This window comes from Salinicola sp. LHM, from assembly GCF_034479735.1.
In the GTDB taxonomy this organism is placed as follows: Bacteria; Pseudomonadota; Gammaproteobacteria; order Pseudomonadales; family Halomonadaceae; genus Salinicola; species Salinicola salarius.
In genome coordinates, this window is the sequence record NZ_CP140261.1 from 2,651,487 (window position 1) to 2,670,201 (window position 18,715).

At 61.8% G+C, this 18,715-nt stretch carries 19 protein-coding genes; 9 read left to right on the forward strand and 10 right to left on the reverse strand.

What is annotated here, in order from left to right; translation table 11 throughout:
- Nucleotides 1-157 precede the first annotated feature (157 nt).
- Together htpG and R5R73_RS12120 are read right to left on the reverse strand one after the other, a co-directional pair.
- The gene (htpG, locus tag R5R73_RS12115; RefSeq protein ID WP_322527656.1) at nucleotides 158-2,056 is read right to left on the reverse strand and encodes a molecular chaperone HtpG; all 1,899 of its coding nucleotides are present in this window, start codon (nucleotides 2,054-2,056) and stop codon (nucleotides 158-160) included.
- Between the two features lie 93 nt (nucleotides 2,057-2,149).
- On the reverse strand, nucleotides 2,150-2,485 hold the full coding sequence (locus R5R73_RS12120) for a YkvA family protein (RefSeq protein ID WP_071232115.1): 336 nt from the start codon (nucleotides 2,483-2,485) through the stop codon (nucleotides 2,150-2,152).
- A 351-nt stretch (nucleotides 2,486-2,836) separates the two neighbouring features.
- Here R5R73_RS12120 and R5R73_RS12125 point away from each other — a divergent pair, with 351 nt between their 5' ends.
- A complete protein-coding gene (locus tag R5R73_RS12125; protein WP_110634404.1) occupies nucleotides 2,837-4,813 on the forward strand; it encodes a transglycosylase SLT domain-containing protein in 1,977 nt (658 codons plus the stop codon).
- Nucleotides 4,814-4,950: 137 nt separating this feature from the next.
- Here R5R73_RS12125 and R5R73_RS12130 read toward each other — a convergent pair whose 3' ends face one another.
- Complete coding sequence (locus R5R73_RS12130) at nucleotides 4,951-5,529, reverse strand: exopolysaccharide biosynthesis protein (RefSeq protein WP_071232114.1); 579 nt, start codon at nucleotides 5,527-5,529, stop codon at nucleotides 4,951-4,953.
- A gap of 72 nt (nucleotides 5,530-5,601) precedes the next feature.
- Entirely contained in the window at nucleotides 5,602-6,018 is a 417-nt protein-coding gene (locus tag R5R73_RS12135) for an NINE protein (protein ID WP_244179893.1), read from the reverse strand.
- A gap of 506 nt (nucleotides 6,019-6,524) precedes the next feature.
- Between R5R73_RS12135 and R5R73_RS12140 the strand changes: the two genes are divergently transcribed.
- Nucleotides 6,525-6,731, forward strand: a complete 207-nt coding sequence (locus R5R73_RS12140) for a cold-shock protein (protein WP_071232112.1) — start codon at nucleotides 6,525-6,527, stop codon at nucleotides 6,729-6,731.
- A gap of 112 nt (nucleotides 6,732-6,843) precedes the next feature.
- Here R5R73_RS12140 and R5R73_RS12145 read toward each other — a convergent pair whose 3' ends face one another.
- The 4 genes from R5R73_RS12145 to R5R73_RS12160 form a co-directional block, all read right to left on the reverse strand.
- Nucleotides 6,844-7,284, reverse strand: a complete 441-nt coding sequence (locus tag R5R73_RS12145) for a nucleoside deaminase (RefSeq protein ID WP_110634401.1) — start codon at nucleotides 7,282-7,284, stop codon at nucleotides 6,844-6,846.
- 64 nt (nucleotides 7,285-7,348) lie between these two features.
- Complete coding sequence (yegS, locus tag R5R73_RS12150; RefSeq protein WP_244179892.1) at nucleotides 7,349-8,278, reverse strand: lipid kinase YegS; 930 nt, start codon at nucleotides 8,276-8,278, stop codon at nucleotides 7,349-7,351.
- A 246-nt stretch (nucleotides 8,279-8,524) separates the two neighbouring features.
- A complete protein-coding gene (locus tag R5R73_RS12155) occupies nucleotides 8,525-9,715 on the reverse strand; it encodes a multidrug effflux MFS transporter (RefSeq protein ID WP_071232109.1) in 1,191 nt (396 codons plus the stop codon).
- A 69-nt stretch (nucleotides 9,716-9,784) separates the two neighbouring features.
- The gene (locus tag R5R73_RS12160) at nucleotides 9,785-10,459 is read right to left on the reverse strand and encodes an MgtC/SapB family protein (RefSeq protein WP_244179891.1); all 675 of its coding nucleotides are present in this window, start codon (nucleotides 10,457-10,459) and stop codon (nucleotides 9,785-9,787) included.
- 153 nt (nucleotides 10,460-10,612) lie between these two features.
- Between R5R73_RS12160 and R5R73_RS12165 the strand changes: the two genes are divergently transcribed.
- The 3 genes from R5R73_RS12165 (at nucleotide 10,613) to R5R73_RS12175 (ending at nucleotide 12,829) form a co-directional block, all read left to right on the forward strand.
- Nucleotides 10,613-11,461, forward strand: coding sequence for a formate/nitrite transporter family protein (locus tag R5R73_RS12165; protein WP_071232107.1), 849 nt, complete (start codon nucleotides 10,613-10,615; stop codon nucleotides 11,459-11,461).
- A 140-nt stretch (nucleotides 11,462-11,601) separates the two neighbouring features.
- Complete coding sequence (locus R5R73_RS12170; protein WP_071232106.1) at nucleotides 11,602-12,261, forward strand: hypothetical protein; 660 nt, start codon at nucleotides 11,602-11,604, stop codon at nucleotides 12,259-12,261.
- 19 nt (nucleotides 12,262-12,280) lie between these two features.
- Nucleotides 12,281-12,829, forward strand: a complete 549-nt coding sequence (locus R5R73_RS12175) for a FlgO family outer membrane protein (protein ID WP_322527658.1) — start codon at nucleotides 12,281-12,283, stop codon at nucleotides 12,827-12,829.
- Between the two features lie 86 nt (nucleotides 12,830-12,915).
- Here the strand turns inward: R5R73_RS12175 and R5R73_RS12180 are convergent, their stop codons facing one another.
- Nucleotides 12,916-14,619, reverse strand: coding sequence for a 2-isopropylmalate synthase (locus tag R5R73_RS12180; RefSeq protein ID WP_322527659.1), 1,704 nt, complete (start codon nucleotides 14,617-14,619; stop codon nucleotides 12,916-12,918).
- 236 nt (nucleotides 14,620-14,855) lie between these two features.
- Between R5R73_RS12180 and R5R73_RS12185 the strand changes: the two genes are divergently transcribed.
- The 3 genes from R5R73_RS12185 (at nucleotide 14,856) to R5R73_RS12195 (ending at nucleotide 17,446) form a co-directional block, all read left to right on the forward strand.
- On the forward strand, nucleotides 14,856-15,353 hold the full coding sequence (locus R5R73_RS12185; RefSeq protein WP_322527660.1) for an Lrp/AsnC family transcriptional regulator: 498 nt from the start codon (nucleotides 14,856-14,858) through the stop codon (nucleotides 15,351-15,353).
- A gap of 182 nt (nucleotides 15,354-15,535) precedes the next feature.
- Complete coding sequence (locus R5R73_RS12190) at nucleotides 15,536-16,513, forward strand: tripartite tricarboxylate transporter substrate binding protein (protein ID WP_322527661.1); 978 nt, start codon at nucleotides 15,536-15,538, stop codon at nucleotides 16,511-16,513.
- A gap of 135 nt (nucleotides 16,514-16,648) precedes the next feature.
- Nucleotides 16,649-17,446, forward strand: a complete 798-nt coding sequence (locus tag R5R73_RS12195) for an HpcH/HpaI aldolase/citrate lyase family protein (protein ID WP_322527662.1) — start codon at nucleotides 16,649-16,651, stop codon at nucleotides 17,444-17,446.
- A 105-nt stretch (nucleotides 17,447-17,551) separates the two neighbouring features.
- Here the strand turns inward: R5R73_RS12195 and R5R73_RS12200 are convergent, their stop codons facing one another.
- A complete protein-coding gene (locus tag R5R73_RS12200) occupies nucleotides 17,552-17,755 on the reverse strand; it encodes a putative motility protein (protein ID WP_071232100.1) in 204 nt (67 codons plus the stop codon).
- Nucleotides 17,756-17,973: 218 nt separating this feature from the next.
- On the opposite strand from R5R73_RS12200, the gene R5R73_RS12205 reads away from it, so the two are divergent.
- On the forward strand, nucleotides 17,974-18,582 hold the full coding sequence (locus R5R73_RS12205; protein ID WP_322527663.1) for a hypothetical protein: 609 nt from the start codon (nucleotides 17,974-17,976) through the stop codon (nucleotides 18,580-18,582).
- Nucleotides 18,583-18,715: the final 133 nt, after the last annotated feature.

The window sequence follows — 18,715 nt, forward strand, 5'->3', positions numbered from 1 at the left end:
GACATACTCGCCCCTCCATCATGAAGAAGTCGGCAGATTAACAGTAGTTGGCTGCAAATTTGAGGAAAGAACGTGCAATTAGGCCGTTTTCACCAAATAAATGGCCGGCCACGAGGGCCGGCCATGACACGCCTGAGCGCGCGATGATCGATGACGATCAAGCACTTAGCAGCGTATTGAGGCGCTTGACGTAGGCCGCCGGGTCGTCGAGATGTCCACCCTCGGCGATGACTGCCTGATCCAGCAGGATATGCGCCAGATCATCGAAGTTGCCCCCTTCGGTGCTTTCGAGACGCGATACCAGCGCGTGATCGGGGTTGAGTTCCAGGATCGGCTTCACCTCCGGCAACGGCTGTCCGGCCGCTTCCATCATGCGACGCATCTGGAAACCCATCTCGTGCTCCGGCAACACCACGCAGGCCGGGGAATCGGTCAGACGATGCGTGACCCTCACTTCCTGAACATTGTCGCCGAGCGCCTGCTGCACTCGCTTGACCAGATCCTCCTTGGCCTTGGCGGTCTCTTCCTGCGCCTGCTTCTCGGCCTCGTCGGCCATGTCGTCGAGCTCCAGGTTGCCCTTGGCGACGTCGGCGAAGGACTTGCCGTCGAACTCGGTGAGATGGCTCATCAGCCACTCATCGATGCGATCGTGCAGCAGCAGGACTTCGATGCCCTTCTTGCGGAAGATCTCCAGATGCGGGCTATGGCTGGCGGCCTTGAAGCCATCCGCGACGATGTAATAGATCTTCTGCTGGCCTTCCTTCATCCGCTCGACGTAATCCGCCAGCGACTGATCCTGCGTTGCGCTGTCGGTATGCGTGGTGGAGAAGCGCAGCAGGCCGGAGATCTTGTCGCGGTTGGCGTAATCCTCCGCCGGACCTTCCTTCAGGACGTCGCCGAAGGTGTTCCAGAAGGTCTGGTAGGCTTCCTTGTCCTTGGACAGCTTCTTCAGCATGTCCAGCGCGCGCTTGGTCAACGCCGCCTTCATGGAGTCGACCTGGGGCGACTTCTGCAGCAGCTCGCGGGAAACGTTGAGCGGCAGGTCGCGGGAATCCAGCACGCCCTTGACGAAGCGCAGGTAGAGCGGCAGGAACGCTTCGGCGTCGTCCATGATGAAGACCCGCTGAACGTACAGCTTGAGCCCGCGCACCCCGTCACGCTGGTAGAGATCGAACGGCGCGCGCTCGGGAACGTAGAGCAGGCTGGTGTACTCGAGCTTGCCTTCGACCTTGTTGTGGCTCCAGGTCAGCGGATCGCTGAAATCGTGCGCGATGTGCTTGTAGAACGCCTTGTACTCGTCATCATCGATCTCCGCCTTGGGACGCACCCACAGCGCGGTCGCCTCGTTGACGGTCTCCCAACTGACGGTCTCGCTGCCTTCGATCTCCTTGCCCTCTTCGTCGCGAGCCTTCTCGACCTTGGGCATGCGCACCGGCACGTCGATATGGTCGGAGTACTTGCGCACCAGATTCTTGAGCCGGAAGTCGTCGGCGAACTCCTTGGCGTCCTGCTTCAGGTGCAGCACGATCTCGGTGCCGCGTTCGGGGCGATCGATCTCGGCGATGGTGAACTCGCCTTCACCCCTGGAGCGCCACTCGACGCCCTGGTCGCTGTCGGCACGGCGCGTGCGAACCACCATTTCGTCGGCAACGATGAAGCCGGAGTAGAAGCCCACGCCGAACTGGCCGATGAGCTTGGCATCCTTCTGCTTTTCGCCGGAAAGCTGCTTGAGGAAGTCGGCGGTACCACTCTTGGCGATGGTGCCCAGGTTCTGGATCACCTCGTCACGGTTCATGCCGATACCGGTGTCGCGCACGGTCACGGTGCCGGCGTCGGCATCGTGCTCGATCTCGATGCGCAACTCGGCGTCGCCTGCGTAGAGAGCGTCGTTGTCCAACGCCTCGTAGCGCAGCTTGTCGCAGGCGTCGGCAGCGTTGGAGATCAGCTCACGCAGGAAAATCTCCCGGTTGGAGTACAGGGAGTGAATCATCAGATGGAGAAGCTGTTTGACTTCCGTCTGGAAGCCGAGCGTTTCTTCTTGAGTCGCAGTGGTCATTGACGGGCCTCTCGAGGCGGTTACGAAATAATACTAATGAAATCACGGTGTTCAGCGATATGGGGCTCGCCAGCCCCATTTCAAGCCGAGCCGTCACTCGGCGATGACTTCCTCGTCGTCGATGCCCTTCCAGCGCCGGTAGTCGCCCATCGCCCGGTCGACCCGGGTCAGCAGCCAGCCCACGATGAAGACGTCATCGACGAGCCCGAGGATCATCAGAAAATCGGGAATCAGATCCAGCGGCGACACCAGGTACACCAATGCCAGCGCCATCCAGCCGAAGGCAGCCCACGGAATCGGCCGGTAACGCCCGCGCAAGACGTCCAGCGTCATGGGGCCGAAAACCCGAAACGCGCGGCCAATGCGGGCCAGCGCGCCGCCGCGCTGCTTGAGACGAGACAGCTGGGTCAGAAAACGCCAAGGATTCATGGTGGAATCTCCGGTAGTGACGTTGGGGCGAAGCAGGCTCGATCGACGCCGACTAACGATTGGACTAGCCCCTTAGATGGTCACGATCGGGCCAGGATTCAATGTCCTCCCCGCCGCACGAGGCCATAGCGTCACCGGAAGGCACCGTGCCGTTGCGAAACGGGACTACCCAAGCGGGCCGCCATCAGCGACGATGGGGCCATGAATCGGCGAGGTGACACGCGTATCTCGCCGAGAACGCAGCGCTGCCGCGGTCTTTCGAAATGATCTGCTGCAAGCAGTTCCGAAAAGCGCAGGATCGCTTCAAGCGTGGGCGTTGAAGAACGGCCCTTCGAGAAAGAGAGAGATCCAATGCCCGCATTGCCTACCCGCAGACGTTGGTTACGCTGGTGCCTCGTCGGCGCCATCGGATTGAGCGCGACCGCGCAAGCCGCAGTGACGACACCAGTCACCACGACCCAGGCCGACCAGGTCATGAAGCAGGCGCTGGACGCCGCCCGCGATCGTCGCTGGAACGATATCGATCAGGCCGCCATCGAGGGCCACGTCCTGGCTGGCTACGTGGAATACCACCGCCTTCGCTCCCGGCTTGCCACGGCTTCGGCCGCGGAGGTGAACGATTTCATCATCCGCTACGGCGACTCCCCGCTGTCCGACTGGATGCGCGGCGCCGCGCAGACGCGATTCGGCGAGCTGGGGCGTTATGACGACCTCCTGGCGATCAGCGACGGCGAGCCTTCCAGTACCATCCGGCAGTGCTACTACTACACCGCCCTGCTCGACCGGGAGCCGGCCCGGGCTGCGGCGGGCGGCGAGGCACTGTGGCACGTCGGCACCTCGCAGCCCGAAGCCTGCGATCCGCTGTTCGCGACGCTCGAGGAGCGCGGCGTGCTGACCGACGAGGACACCTGGGAGCGCATGATGCTGGCCTGGGAAAACGGCCAGGACGGACTGGTCACCTATCTCGAGCGAGGCCTGGACGACACCTGGCAGCGGGCCATCGACAGCTTCGACACGGTCCGCGGCAATTACGCCGCCGTCACCCGGGTCCCGCTGGATCTCGGTCCCGACGGCCAGGCCAGTGGCGCGCTGATCGCTGCCGCCATGCATGGTCTGATCCGCGCGGATACCGAGGCCGCCCTGGAAGCCTGGCGCAAGATCTCTCCCCATGTATCGATCGGCGAGGACCGGCGCCACCAGGTCGAGCACGACCTGGCGTTCTACTCCATGGTTCGCAATGTCGATAACAACCAGGGTTGGGTCGATACCACGCTACCGCGTCTCGCGGATGCCGATCTCATCGAGCTGCGTATCCGCAATGCGGTGACCGAGGGCAACTGGGCCAACGTCGCGCGCTGGAGCGAGGCGCTTCCCCCGGAGGTACGCGCGGAAGCCCACTGGCAGTACTGGCTCGGGCGCGCCAGCGAAGCCTTGGGCGACGATGCCAAGGCACGCCAGGCCTACCGAATGGCCGCGCAGAATCGCAGCTTCTTCGGCTTTGCCGCCGCCGATCGTCTCGGCCAGCCCTATCAACTGGAGATGGCGGACACCCGTGTCTCGACGCTGCAGCAGGAACTGACGGGCATGCTACCCGTCGTACAGCGTACCGAGGCATTGATGCGAATCGGCGAGGAAGGTCTCGCGCGCAGCGAGTGGTTCACGGCCGCCGCCCGCGATACGCCGGACCAGGCCGCAGCACTGGCCGACTACGCCATTCGCCAAGGCTGGTACGGCATGGCGATCCAGACCACGATCGCCGCCAAGCAGTGGGACGCATTGCCCTGGCGGTTTCCGGCAGCATACCGCGATTCGTTCCTGAAATGGGCCGAGGTCAATCAGGTCGACCCCTACCTTCTGATGGGTATCGCGCGACGCGAGAGCGCTTTCAACCCCCGTGCCGCTTCACCGGTCGGGGCCCGCGGGCTGATGCAACTGATGCCGGGGACGGCCGATCATGTCGCCCGAGAACTCGGCATCAGCGCACCCAGCACTGCGGAGCTGTTCGAGCCACAGGTGAACATCCAGCTCGGCAGCACCTACATTCGCTCGATGCTGGAGCGCTACCGCGGCAATCGTATCGCGGCGACGGCGGCCTACAATGCCGGCCCCTATCGCGTGGACCGCTGGCTTGCCACCGCCCCGCGCGAGTTCGATCGATTCGTCGAAAGCATTCCGTTCCGCGAAACGCGTGACTACGTGCAGGCCGTACTGGCCTACCGGGTCATCTTCGAGAGCCTGGCCAAGCAAGGCGACACCCGCGGTGTCGCCATGCTGTCCCAGGCCGAGCGCCAGGGCGACTACGACCCGACCCTGATCGCAAGCAACTGATACGGCATCGCAGCGGCGAATTTTCGCGCCGCTCTTCCACGGCAAAGCCCCCGACGGTCCGATGGATCGTCGGGGGCTTTCCGTTGGCGTGCGGTTGATTCGTGATTGATTCGTCGCGGCTGATTCGCCGTGGTCGATTACAACATCCAGAAGCCGATGCCGACGCCGCCTGCCAGAGTAACGCCAAGGCCAATCAGCATCATTACCCCATCGCCGGCCGTGAGCCCCAAGGCCATGACGACGATCGCCAGCGCCGGTATGGCCGCGGCGAACGGCAGCAGCTCCAGCGGAATCATCCCCAGCCCGAGCACGACCATCAGCAGCGCCAGCAGGCGCTGGGTGACATCCCCCATCAACCAGCGCAACCGAGGCTCGAGGAATCGATCGATCTTCCGAGTCCAGGGCTTGACGCGCTGGGTCACCCGATGCCAGCGCTCGTGGCTGACGCCGCGCCGACTCAACACCTTCGGTAGCCATGGGCTCCTGCGGCCGAATACCAGCTGAATCGCCATCAAGGCGATGAAGATGCCGCAGGCGCTGGGCACGCCCGGGACACCGCCGGTCGGCAACAGTGCAATCAGTGCCGGCAGCAATACCACCGGCCCAAAGCCTCGGGAATTGAAGGTATCGACGATGTCCTGCAGCGTGATCTTGTCATCCTCGACCTGACGGTCGAGCGTTTCGAGAATATCGGTAAGCTGAAGTCGCTCCGACATGCGTCACCTCCCTGTGACGTCGAAAAGGGTTCCCTGGCGTCGAGCGCCTGGAACGAGTCGACCGGGAGCGGATTACAGCCCGCGGCGCGCGTGTTTCAGAGAAATCTGGTCATTGAGCGTCCAGAAGTCGTAGAGCACCCCGACCAGGAACAGACCACCCGTGAGCAGATAGATCAAACCCGTGATCCATTTCCCCATGTACATCCGATGGATACCGAACACCCCCAGGAACGTCAGCAGGATCCAGGCCAGCGTATAGCTGGTCGGCCCGGCCCGGAATCGCAGATCGGCCTGGCGATCCATGCCCGGGATCAGAAACAGGTCGATCAACCAACCGATCCCGAACAGCCCGAAGGTGAGAAACCACAAAGTCCCGGTGACGGGCTTACCATAGTAGAAGCGGTGCGCTCCGGTGAACCCGAAAATCCACAGCAAATAACCGATGGCCTTGCTGTGAGTGTCATTGAAACTGATTTCACGTTGTGCCACGCACATTGCTCCTGACTCGATGATGAATGGTCACTGGCCCTAGGCGCGACTGCCGCAGCGACCCGAAAAGGCGAGTGACAGCTTACCCGAGGACCCTACTGCGATACATGTTCCCGATAAATAGCCTCGCTGCACGCTGCGTCGTCGACTCCCGGCGAGGTTACGGTGTTATATCAATCTTCTTAAAAAGCGTTAATAAAACCATACCGTGTGACGCGATCAACCCGAAAAAAAGGGTCTGGAAGGTTATAGACGTGCATGAAATTTCCATCTATGGTTCGTAAGCGGGGCATGGGAAACGGTTCTACCAAAGTCAAGCTGCTATTGCTTGACCCGGTATATCCGCCGATGCAACATCCGTTGCGTAGGTTTGCAGGCAGAATGGCGTCAGTTGTTAGTCGATCTCGTCGAACTCCTAGTGCGCATTCCCCCCTAGTCTGACCACGCATTTCGGGCATCCCCCGGGACGCTCGGCTACATCACTATGCAAGTTAAGGATATCGACAATGGCAACTGGCACTGTCAAATGGTTCAACGACACGAAAGGCTACGGATTCATCTCTCCCGATGACGGCGGCGATGATCTGTTCGCACACTTCTCCGAAATTCAGGCAGACGGCTTTAAAACTCTGCAGGACGGCCAGAAGGTTACCTTCGACGTTACTCAGGGCAAGAAAGGCCTTCAGGCCGCCAACATCAAGGTATCTGGCTAATCCCAGTCAAGGGTTCCAGACTCCGGGATTTCGATCCTGAAGTCTCACCGCCTTGAGCAAAGCCCACCGTCAGGTGGGCTTTTTCATGTCACCTGCCGATGATCCGAGCCGCTCAGGGCTCTCCGATATCCTCGTTCCACACTTCCGGATAGGCTGCGATGAACTGTGTCATCAATTCGCGGCAGGCCGGATCGTCGAGAACCTCGACATCGACCCCGCGCTCGCGCAGCAATGCCTCTTCTCCGAGAAAGGTGCGATTCTCCCCGATGACGACCCTGGGTATGCCGTAGAGCAGGATGGCCCCGCTGCACATCGAACAGGGTGATAGCGTGGTGTAGAGCACCGAGTCGCGGTAGACCGAGGCAGGCAGACGCCCCGCATCTTCCAGCGCATCCATCTCCCCGTGCAGGATTGCGCTCCCCTTCTGCTGGCGCTGGTTATGGCCACGGCCGATGATCGCCCCCCGGTGAACCAGAACGGAACCGATGGGAACGCCGCCGTTGTCGAGGCTGAGCCTGGCCTGTTCGATGGCTTCCTGCATGAAGTTGTCCATGTGATCACTCCTTTTTCGGGTCGATGCATGAGGGCTCGCAGGTCGATCATGAAGGCCTGTCGAGCTACTCGCCCGGACGCAGCAGAGGGCAATTTTCCGGTACGACCAACGGTAGCGCTTCACGATCCAGCGTGGCACGAAAATGCTCATAGCGGCGCGGTTCACCATCGAGATTGAGGGGAAAGGCGCCGTCGCTGTCGAACTCGACCCAGGGCACGCGCAGATAGCGCACGAACTCTCCATCCCGGGGCAGGTTTTCGAGCTCGTCGATGATTCGCTTCAGTTCGCCCAACGAATTGAAGTGGCGCACGAAAAGCAGCTCGAACAGCCCGTCGTCCAGCTTGGCAGAGGGCGCCAGCCGTTGGCCGCCGCCTGCCTGGCAGCCGTTGCCAATCGCCAGCATGAATAGCGGGACCCGTGCTTCCCCCTCCGGCCAGCGTATATGCCCTTCGAAGGGTTGGTAATTCCAGGCTTTCAACATGCCCATGAGCGAATACGCACCGCCACCCAACAGACGCTTCAGCCCGACCGGCGTCGAGGTAGTGATCTCGGCACCGAAGCCGCCGGACGCCACGTTGATGAACGCCTCGTCGTCCAGCTTGCCGACATCCACCTGACGAACGGAGCCGGTCAGCGCCAGCTCCAGCGCCGCCAGCGGAGCCATCGGCAGGTTCAAGCCATGCGCGAAGTCGTTGGCGCTCCCCAGAGGCAGAATCCCCAGCGCCGGGCGCCGCTCGGGTGACTGTTGCATCAGGCCGGCAACGATCTCGTTGATAGACCCGTCTCCCCCGCCAGCGACGATTCGCGTCGCCCCGCCGGCCACCGCGCTATCCACCAGCCAGACGCCATCACCGCCCTCCCAGGTCACCCGCACCTGCAGATCGTGACCTTGGCGGCGCAGATGCTCGACCGCTTCGCGAATCTCTGGCTGCTGGGCAGATTTACCGTTGAGAATCAACCATGTGCTTTCCTTGCCATGAGTGGCCATACCCATCTTTTCCTTTCCTGAAGCCGAACCATCACCGTCGTCGTGCCGAAATCTCCCGCCATCTCTTTCATTCTAGCCTGTTCATGCCAGCGCGATATCGAAGGCGATGAACCTCACGCAATGCAGCCGCCCGGAGCAAACGACTCGATACCGCAACCTTCCAGGCCATCGCAACGCACACGAACCGGGCGAGCTGAACACGAGACGGCATGGCTGTGACAACGGTCTCGGGAAATCGCTCCACCACCACGATCATTCGCCGGAATCAGAGCGCTCGGCCTGTCGTCTTGCCAAGGCCCACATCACGAGCCCGCCGCCACAGCAGATCAGTGCCAGCGACGACTGCGGTGCCAGCGGCGTCATCAACAGCAGGGTCGCCAGCGTGGCGCCGCCGCCCAGTTGAATCGCGCCCAGCAAGGCCGCCGCGGTTCCCGCGCGCTCCGGGAACGGCTCCAGTGCCAGGCTCGCAGCCGACCCCAGCACCATCGAGAAACCGATCGAGAGCATCGCCACCGGCCCCATGAAGGTGATTACCGATACCGGCACGGCCCAGTAGAGGCAGGCGATCAAGAAGCCCCCGCCAATGACGACGAGCAGCCCCCGCTGCACGGTCGACCGTCTCCCCCACCGGGCCATCAGTCTCGGCACGATGAAGAAGGCTACCGTGCTGACCAAGGCGTTGCCCCCGAACCACAGGCTGAAGATCCACTCCGGCTGGCCTAGGCGATCCATCATGACCACCGGAGCCGCCGATACATAGACCAGAATGGCCGCCATCATCGTGCTGACGAGCATGGCGTAGTAGAGAAACCGCCGGTGGAAAAGCACCGGACGATAACGGGACCAACGATAGAGCCGCTTTTCGATCGGCGTCTCCGCTGGCCGTGTCTCGCCGAAACGCCAATACGCGCTCAGCCACAGCATGCCCGCGAAGGCGGTCATGAAGGCGAAATTGCTGCGCCACCCCAGCGCCACGGTCAGCGCCCCGCCCAATACCGGGGCCAATGACGGCACCAGCGTCAGCGAGCCATTGAGATAACTGTAGAGCTTGGCGCCCTGGGTCGGCGTGTAGCTGTCGCGAACGGCGGCGAAGGCGACGGTCACGGATGCGCAGGCCCCCAGGCCTTGGAGAATGCGCGACACGTAGAGCATCTCGAGCGAGACAGCCGTCATGCCGATGACGGCGGCCAGCATATAGATGGCAACACCGCCCAACAGCACCGGACGGCGACCGAAGCGATCGGTCAACGGCCCGACCAGAACCTGGCCCACGCCAACACTCATCAGGAACAGGGTGATGGTCAATTGCAGCGCAGCGTATGGCCGTTCGAACACATCGGCCATGGCCGTCAGCGCCGGCAGATAGATATCGATCGCCAGGGGCGACAGCATGACTGCGCCCATCAATAACCAGAAAGCTGGACGTCCCTCACGTACCTGCATCACTGCCTCGCCGCCATTTCAAGAGCGCCTACTCTATCGGCTGGCAAGGGAATGACAACCATTCCCGCATCAATCACCCGTAGGGGAAAGTTGAAACTCCAGCAGGCGAGCGTCGTCACGCAGATCGGCGGCCAGCGGCGGAATGTACTTGCGATCGTGAGTTCGCAATACCATGCGGTATTCGAACTGACGGCCTTCGTCGCGTGTGCGATAGCTCAAGCTCTCCACCCGAAACCGATGCGAAGCCATCAAATCATGGATCTGCGCTTCGGCCATCACGGCCCGGCTATCGAAGCGCAGGATGCAACGCGCGAAAATCCGGCTCGGCATGCGCCCTTCAACCACGCGAAACAGCGAGAGCGTCAACAAGGTGACGACGGTTGCCAATACCGCCGGGAACAGAAATCCGATACCGTACAGTATGCCCAGCGCCGAGGTTATCCAGATCGAGGCGGCCGTGGTCAGCCCTCGAACCGTCAGGCCTTCCTTGAAAATCACCCCGGCACCCAGAAAGCCGATCCCCGTCATGATGCCCTGAGCCATTCGCGTGGGATCCGTACGGATCGTGGCTTCCGGCACCTCCGTGCCCAGCCACTGCCACTGATACATCGTGACCATCATCAACAGCGCCGAAGAGACACAGACCAGCGCATGCGTGCGAAATCCCGCAGGACGCCCGTGAAAAGTTCGTTCCAGGCCGATCAGACTTCCGGCCAACCAGGCTATTCCCAAATGAGTCAGCATCGTCCACGATTCCGGCGACATCCCTGGCTATCTCCCTGGTTCGTTTACGACTATCGTTTCAGCATAGCGCTTGCCACCAGCTGTCGCAGGGAAACCTGAGGGCAGTTTTGCCTGTCCAGCGCGTCTTTTCCCGCTACCGAGAGGAACGCACGCTTGACCAAACATCACGACCTCACGCCACCCAGCCGTGTCGCGGAAGGCGATGAAGAACACGACCTTCATCTCAACGGGGAAGAGCTGCCTTCAAAAGCCGCTGCCGTCCATGAGTTCATCCGCGAGGAGGGCGAAAAGGAGCTGAGCCGTACGATGTCAGCGCTGCTATGGTCCGCCATCGCCGCTGGCCTCTCGATGAGTTTTTCGATGCTGGCGAAAGGCCTGCTGCATGCGCATCTCCCGGACAACGACGTCGGATTCCTGGTGGAATCGCTGGGCTACACGGTAGGGTTTCTGGTCGTGATCATGGCTCGACAGCAGCTCTTCACCGAGAACACCGTCACCGCAGTGCTACCCGTGATGAGCCAGCCCCGGTTCGGCAAATTTCTGTGTCTGCTTCGCCTCTGGGGCGTGGTGCTGGTCGGCAATCTGGTCGGCGTGGCCGTCTCGGCCTGGGCGATTCTGGCCCTGCCGATCTTCTCGACCCAGACTCACGAAGCCTTTCTGGCGCTGGGGGAACACATCCTCGTGAACACCCCGATGCAGATGTTCGCCAAGGGCATCGTCGCCGGCTGGATGATCGCGACCATGGTATGGCTGTTGCCGAGCGCGGGCAGCGCCAAGATCTGGGTCATTCTGATCGTGACCTACCTCGTCGCGATCGGCGAATTCACCCATATCATCGTCGGTTCGACCGAGGTGATGTACCTGGTCTTCTCCGGTCACGCCGCATGGACCGAATACCTGTTCCGATTCGGCCTGCCCACCCTGCTCGGCAATGTCGTCGGCGGCACCTTCATCTTCGCCCTGATCAGCCACGCCCAGATCCGCAGCGATAGCGACAACTGAGCCACCAGCGGGCGTCACAGCGGCGCCCGCTGCCAGCCGCCAGGCCTCCCTCCTCAAGTCACCCCGACAACTCGCCGATACTGGTAATACACTCTCGAGTCCGCATCGAGACAAGATTATCGAACGGGAACCTTATCTCCATGTCATTCAAGACCTGGGCGGTCGTGTTGGGTGCGGCGACGCTCTCCGGCTGCTTCGGCGTCAACACGTCGCAAGCCCCCATCGCCACCACTTACCCCATCAGCGAGCAGCAACGCATGCAGGCGGCTCACCATTGGGAAGTGCTCGCCGAGCATGAAGCCAGCGCGATTCTTTCGGACCGAAGGCTCAGACAGAAAGCTCTCTACATCGCTCCCGAAATGCCGACGACCGCGTTCGCGGAGGGCTTCCGCGCCCTGCTGACCAGCGAACTGGTCAGCCGCGGCGCCATCGTGAAGACCCGGCCGGAGGCCGCCGTCGAGATCGACTTCGATGTCCAGGTGATCCGCCACCGCGACCGTACGGCCATACGCGCGCCTCAAGGTGCGCTGACCGCACTGGCGGCCGGCATTGCCGTCGCCACCATTCCCTACAATCACTGGGCCGAACCGGCGCTGGGGCTGATTCCCGCGGCGGCGGTCGCCGATGTCTTCAGCGGCAGCTGGACCTCGGAGACGAACCACGAAGTCATCATCACGGTATCCGCCGACGAATACGACACGCTGGTGTACTCCTCGTCGAACCTCTACTACATCAGCGGCGGCGACAGCGGTCAGTACGACCGAGAACGGGGCCGCCTGGCGGTATCTTCAGACTGGTAAACGGATAGAAAGCGCAGACATGACTTTGAAAAAGACCGCAAACCTGGTGGCGCTGCTGCTGATGCCGCTGCTGCTGGCGAGTTGCTCGCTGCTGGATACCACCGCGTCTCCTCGAGAAGCCACCACGCTGGAACGCATAGACGATGCAGCCGGCGAGCTGATCGCCAGCGCCCGAGACCGCATCGACACCCAGCAACCGATCATCGCCACGACGCTCGTCAACGTGGACCAGCTCGGACAGTCCTCGACGCTTGGCCGCACGCTGAGCGAGGCTTTCACGTCCAGATTGGTGCAGGCCGGGCTCAACGTGGTCGAGGTGAAGTTACGCGACAGCCTGTACATCGAGGAAAACACGGGCGAGCTGATCCTCTCGCGCAACGTTCAGCGTCTGGGACAGGATTACAATGCGGACACCGTACTGGTCGGCACCTACGCCCAGGCCCAGAATCAGGTGTTCATCAACGTGCGTCTGGTGAAGATCGCCAACCGGACCATTCTCGGCGCAACGAGCTTCTCGCTACCCTTGACCAACGACCTTCGGTACCTGTTGCCCGTCAGTTATCGTTGAAGCTCGTCACTTCAGCGAACTGGCTCCAATGAAACGGGGCGCCGATAAGGCGCCCCGTCCGCTTGTCGGACAGTCATCGAGAACGTCTAGACTTCCCGCTCCATCTCGTCAGCCTTGTTCGGCTCGGCCTCCCTGGCCGCCAGGTTGATCCCGGCGATCACGGCCTTGAGCGAGGCACTGACGGTATCGCTGTCCTCCGCCACGGCGCAGACACGCTGCCCGTCGACATTGAGCTGGACGAAGGCGATGGCATTGGCCTCGCTGTCGCCGCCCAACGAATGTTCCGCATAGTCGATGATCCCGACGCTGACACCGGAATGCTTTTGCCACGCATCGGTGAAGGAAGACATGGCGCCGTTACCCTTGCCCGAAAGACGGAGCGTCTCGGCGCCCTGCCACAGGGTCACGTCGATGCCTTCGTCCTGGCCCTTCGACAGCCGATAGTCCGCCAGCGACAGCGGCGTCTCGCTGGTGAAACGATCGAACATCACCTGGCGAACCACCTCGCTGGACAGCTCGCTGGCCCGCTTCTCGCTCTCCTGCTGCACATGGGGTGCCAGCGCCAGCATCATCCAGCGCGGCAGGCTGATGCCGTAATCACGCTCGAGCAGAAACGCCATGCCGCCCTTGCCGGACTGACTGTTGACGCGGATCACCGCCTGATAGTCGCGGCCGATATCGCGCGGATCGATCGGCAGATAGGCGACCTGCCACGGCTCGTCCGGCTGCTGTTTCTTGAGCGACTTGCGGATCGCATCCTGGTGGCTGCCCGAGAAGGCGGTGTAGACCATCTCGCCGACCCACGGATGACGGGGATGGATCGGAATGTTGGTGCATTCGTTGACCACCTCGATGATCTCGTCCGGCCGCGACAGGTCGAGCTCAGGGTCGACGCCCTGGCTGTAGAGGTTCATTGCCAGCGTGACGATGTCCATGTTGCCGGTGCGCTCGCCGTTGCCCAGCAGCGTACCTTCGACACGCTCGGCGCCGGCCAGCAGCGCCAGCTCCGCGGAGGCGACCGCCCCGCCACGATCGTTGTGCGTGTGAACGGATATGATCACGCTGTCGCGGTTCTTGATGTGCTGGCAGAAGTACTCGATCTGATCGGCATGGTGGTGCGGACCCGCCACCTCGACCGTGGTCGGCAGGTTGAGGATGCACTTGTTGTCCGGGGTGGGCTGCCACACATCCATGACCGCTTCGCAGATCCGCAACGAAAAATCGATTTCCGTGCTGGAGAAGCTCTCCGGGGTGTATTCGAAACGCCACTCCACTTCCGGATAGCGCTCGGAATAGGTCTTGACCCAGGTGGCGCCCTGCACCGCAATATCGACGATGCCATCGCGATCCATCTCGAACACCCGCTCGCGCTGGACGGTCGATGTAGAGTTGTACAGGTGCACGATGGCCCGCTTGGCGCCGACGAGGGACTCGAAGGTCTTCTCGATCAGATGCTCGCGGCACTGCACCAGCACGGCGATGGTCACGTCCTCAGGGATCTGCTCTTCCTCGATCAACCAGCGCACGAAATCGTAGTCCGGCTGGCTCGCCGACGGAAACCCGACCATCACCTCCTTGATGCCCACCTTGACGATCTGGTGCCAGAAGCGCTTCTTCTGCTCGACGCTCATCGGCTCCAGTAGCGCCTGGTTGCCATCGCGCAGGTCTTCACTCACCCAGATCGGCGCGTGATCGAGATCACGATCCGGCCATTGGCGATCGAAGGCGGGCACACGAGGCGCCGGGCGGTATTTTCTATGGTCAAAGGCGCGATGATCGAAAGCAGACATGGTGAAATTCCTGAAGGTGAAGAATTCGGTGCGTTCCGACCGCTGATGGCGGTCCGGTCATCGTGCCGCATGGCGGGGTGTGCCATGCGGACGCATCCGCAGCTTGTGGCGACAGAATTTGACGACAGCAACAGTGTAAAACGTTTTCCGCGACAGTTTATTGCGAATGAAGGTAGAAAACGAAGTATATTGGCATGATATTGCTGAAATACTGAAAATATAGGCAGGAACTATCCATGAATCAGCCCACACCCCTGGCGCTGGACCGATATGACCGGCGCATACTCGAAGTCCTGCAGCAAGAGGGACGTATCAGCAACCAGGAGCTGGCCGACCGTATCGGCCTGTCACCCTCGCCCTGTCTCAGACGCGTCAGAGCGTTGGAAGAGAGCGGCCTGATCGTAAGATACCGCGCCGATATCGATGCGCGCCCTCTCGGCTACCAGCTCATGGCACTGCTGCATATCTCGATGGACCTTCACACGCCGGAACGCTTCGATAATTTCGAGCGCCACATTCGAGACGTCCCCAACGTCATCGAGTGCCTGATCATCACCGGCCAGGCCGCGGATTTTCAGCTCAAGATCCTGGTTCGCGACATGGACGACTATCAGCACCTTCTCCTGCACGTCATCAACCGCATCGAGGGCGTCACCGGCGCGCATACCAGCTTCGTGCTGCGTCGCGTGTTCGAGAATCGCCCCGTCCCCACCGACCTCGTCGCCACGACCTGAGGCTTTCATCGCCACGGCCTGAGGCTTTCATCGCCACGGCCTGAGGCTTTCATCGCCACGGCCTGAGAAACTCATCGCCACGCCATTAGACGATTGCGCAATTGTAGCGAAGACGACACCTTGCTAAGACTTTGCATGCAAAGTTCATCTTGGAAATAACAAGTACGCCAAGCGAGGTCATCATGAAACGATCAAGGGCTCCCCGTCGCCTGAGTCTGTTGCTGTCCGCCGCCGTGCTGGCTTCGCCGCTGGCGCTGGCCGACTACCCCGAAAAGCCGATCACGCTGATCGTGCCCTGGGCAGCCGGCGGTGGTACCGATGCCACGGCCCGTATCATCGCCTCCTCGCTCGAGGAACAGTTGGGCCAGACGATCAACGTTCAGAATCGTACCGGTGGCAGCGGCGTCGTCGGCCATACCGCGATCGCCAATGCCAAGCCGGACGGTTACACCCTGGGCCTGGCCACCGTCGAAGTCGCCATGATGCATTGGCAAGGGCTCACCGATCTCACCTACCAGGACTTCACCCCGATCGCGCAGATCAATTTCGACTCCGCCAGCCTCTCGATCGCCGACGACTCCCCTTTCAAGAACCTCGAAGACTTCGTGACCCAGGTCAAGAACGAGCCCCAGGGCATCTATACCGCATCCGGCACAGGCCTCGGCGGCATCTGGCACGTCGCGCTCAACGGCTTCCTGATGGACCAGGACATTCCGGCCGGCAAGATCACCTGGGTTCCCAGCCAGGGCTCGGCGCCGGCCATGACCGAGCTGGCTTCCAACAGCATCGATCTGGTGGCCTCCTCGCTCCCCGAGGCGAGATCGATGATCGACGCAGGAGAGCTCGAGAGCCTCGGCGTCATGACGCCGGAAAGACTCGAAGGCTTTCCCGACATTCCCACCTTCAAGGAGCAGATCGGCAGCGACTTCACGCTGGGGGCGTGGCGCGGCATCGTCGGCCCCAAAGGGATGGACGAGAATGTCGTGGCAACGCTGGAAGATGCCCTCAAGAAAGCCTACGACAGCGAGGCCTATCAGAACTTCATGGCCAAGCAAGGCTACGGCGTGGTGTGGCGAGATGCCGATGACTTCGCCCAGCTGATGGCCGAGGATGACGAAAAGTTCGGCAAGATCATGGGCGAGATGGGCCTGACGAACTAGGCCGCCAATCCTGCAACAAGCGTTGATCCCGATCGGGCCGGAGCAGTAATTGCCCCGGCTCGTTTCATTCCGCCCGGGCTATCTTTCCCACGGCGGCTATATTTTTCCCTCGGCGACGATAAGGAAGCCACAGCCATGCAACTCCCACAGAACCCCTTCAAACGCTCGCTCGACGGCAATCCGCGTTATGGCTGCTGGGCCGGATTCGGCACCGGCTACGCCACCGAAATTCTGGCCACGACCGGCTTCGACTGGTTGCTGATCGACGGCGAGCATGCTCCCAACACCGTGCCTTCCGTTCTGGCACAGCTGCAGGCCGTGGCGCCTTACGCCAGCGCGCCGGTCGTTCGTACCGTCAATCACAACCCGGCGCTCATCAAGCAGCTGCTCGATATCGGCGCCCAGACGCTGATGATTCCGATGGTCGATACCGCCGAGCAGGCAGCCAGGCTGGTGGCAGCGACACGCTACCCGCCCCACGGATTCCGAGGCGTCGGTGGCGGCCTGACCCGAGCCACTCGCTGGGATAGCGTGGAAGACTACCTGGCCCGCGCCCATGAAGAGCTCTGCCTCGTGGTACAGGTGGAATCCCGCGCTGGCGTCGATAACGCCGAAGCGATCGCGGCCACCGAGGGTGTCGACGCCATCTTCGTGGGTCCGGTGGATCTCTCTACCGGCGTCGGCCATGCCGGCAACCCCAATCACCCGGACGTACAAGCCATGATTCGCCACACGCTGGACGTGACCAAGGCTGCAGGCAAGGCGGCCGGCATCCTCGCCCCCGCCGAGGCGGATGCCAAGCGTTATGCCGAGTGGGGGTTCGATTTCATCGCCGTGGGCATCGATATCAGCCTGCTGCGTCAGGCGGCCGTCGAGACGATCTCTCGCTACAAACCGAACACGCCCAAACCGAAGTCGAGCCTGGGGTATTGAAGCCGGCATTCACCACGATCGCCCCGAACGCCCGGTAATGTCGGGTCAAAAAACGCGCTCCAAGGAGCGCGTTCGTTGCATGCCATTTCTTGTTGCGGCCCATCGTCACGCGTAGGCGTTGATCTGGGTTCCCAGCGTGCCGGAAACCGCAAGCTCCGGCGAAGGCGACACGGAGGACATCAACTGCTGGATATGAGCGGCTTGCCCATCCAGTGACTGCTTCAGCAGGCTACCCTGCGCCTCCTGGCTCTGATTGAAGTTCTGCAGTGCCAGGGCGGCGCCCACGGCGGCATTGACTGAGGTATCCATCGCAATCTCCTTGTTCCGAAAGCAGGTCGTGCGTTTGTTGGTCTTGCGATCTTCGGTCCATCCATCAGGCTATCGGCCAGCTCGTTCGTCAACTTTAACGCCACGGCACTCGCCACGAAAGTTTCCCTGACGAGGACCGTGAACAGGCGAAGAACGCGCCACTGATGCCCCTTCGGGTCGTCTACGCTGAATCGTCGAATTCCCTGCAGGAGAGCATGATGTCCAGACTCCCCCTCGCGACCGCACTCACGCTCTGCATACCGGTCACCCTCAGCGCCTGCCAGCAGCACGATGCCTCGCCCACCGTTGCCAGCATCGACGAGCAGACGTTTCACGCCTCGGGTTATCCGCTGATGCTTCACTATGATGCATCGCTGATCGCTCTCGACGGCCAGGCCTCCAGCTACTTTGACAATGGCGATTGGCAACTGGCTGACGGCACGGCCGGCGAGCGCCTGATCACGTTGCAACTCCCCGAATCCGACGACGTCACCACCGCACTATGGCGGCTTGGCGCAAGTCGCGATCCGGCTGCCGTCGAAGGGTGTCTGACCCTGCCCGCCAATGCGCAGCCCATGGCCTCGAAAGCCGAGATCGCCGGCCAGACGTTTACCGGGTTCACCCTCGACGGTGCCGGCATGAGTCATTTCCAAAACGTGGAGGGTTATCGCGCCGTGGTGGATGGCGCCTGCTATGCCATTGAACTGATCGTTCAGGGCACCAATGGCGAGGTTTACGATCCCCCGCGCGAAGCCCCCTTTCCACGGGAAGACGCCATGAACCGCCTGCGCTCGATCAACGACGGGGTCTCGTTCCCTCGCGAATGACCTCCCTCTCTAGATCTTACGAATCATCCCTCCTGGAGCGAACGGCCGAAGCCGTTCCTCCTTGCCTCGGCTCTGGCGCGGGACGCCGCCACGAGGCGGCTGTTAAACTGCGAGCGCTCATCCCCCAGGATCG

Coding starts and splice junctions, on each gene's coding strand:
- R5R73_RS12195 (WP_322527662.1), top strand. CDS start 16,649: ATGCAACTCCCACAGAACCCCTTCAAACGCTCGCTCGACGGCAATCCG.
- R5R73_RS12120 (WP_071232115.1), bottom strand. CDS start 2,485: ATGAATCCTTGGCGTTTTCTGACCCAGCTGTCTCGTCTCAAGCAGCGC.
- R5R73_RS12145 (WP_110634401.1), bottom strand. CDS start 7,284: ATGGACAACTTCATGCAGGAAGCCATCGAACAGGCCAGGCTCAGCCTC.
- R5R73_RS12190 (WP_322527661.1), top strand. CDS start 15,536: ATGAAACGATCAAGGGCTCCCCGTCGCCTGAGTCTGTTGCTGTCCGCC.
- R5R73_RS12160 (WP_244179891.1), bottom strand. CDS start 10,459: ATGCTGACTCATTTGGGAATAGCCTGGTTGGCCGGAAGTCTGATCGGC.
- R5R73_RS12205 (WP_322527663.1), top strand. CDS start 17,974: ATGTCCAGACTCCCCCTCGCGACCGCACTCACGCTCTGCATACCGGTC.
- R5R73_RS12170 (WP_071232106.1), top strand. CDS start 11,602: ATGTCATTCAAGACCTGGGCGGTCGTGTTGGGTGCGGCGACGCTCTCC.
- R5R73_RS12180 (WP_322527659.1), bottom strand. CDS start 14,619: ATGTCTGCTTTCGATCATCGCGCCTTTGACCATAGAAAATACCGCCCG.
- R5R73_RS12155 (WP_071232109.1), bottom strand. CDS start 9,715: ATGCAGGTACGTGAGGGACGTCCAGCTTTCTGGTTATTGATGGGCGCA.
- R5R73_RS12125 (WP_110634404.1), top strand. CDS start 2,837: ATGCCCGCATTGCCTACCCGCAGACGTTGGTTACGCTGGTGCCTCGTC.
- R5R73_RS12130 (WP_071232114.1), bottom strand. CDS start 5,529: ATGTCGGAGCGACTTCAGCTTACCGATATTCTCGAAACGCTCGACCGT.
- R5R73_RS12185 (WP_322527660.1), top strand. CDS start 14,856: ATGAATCAGCCCACACCCCTGGCGCTGGACCGATATGACCGGCGCATA.
- R5R73_RS12175 (WP_322527658.1), top strand. CDS start 12,281: ATGACTTTGAAAAAGACCGCAAACCTGGTGGCGCTGCTGCTGATGCCG.
- R5R73_RS12140 (WP_071232112.1), top strand. CDS start 6,525: ATGGCAACTGGCACTGTCAAATGGTTCAACGACACGAAAGGCTACGGA.
- yegS (WP_244179892.1), bottom strand. CDS start 8,278: ATGGGTATGGCCACTCATGGCAAGGAAAGCACATGGTTGATTCTCAAC.
- htpG (WP_322527656.1), bottom strand. CDS start 2,056: ATGACCACTGCGACTCAAGAAGAAACGCTCGGCTTCCAGACGGAAGTC.
- R5R73_RS12200 (WP_071232100.1), bottom strand. CDS start 17,755: ATGGATACCTCAGTCAATGCCGCCGTGGGCGCCGCCCTGGCACTGCAG.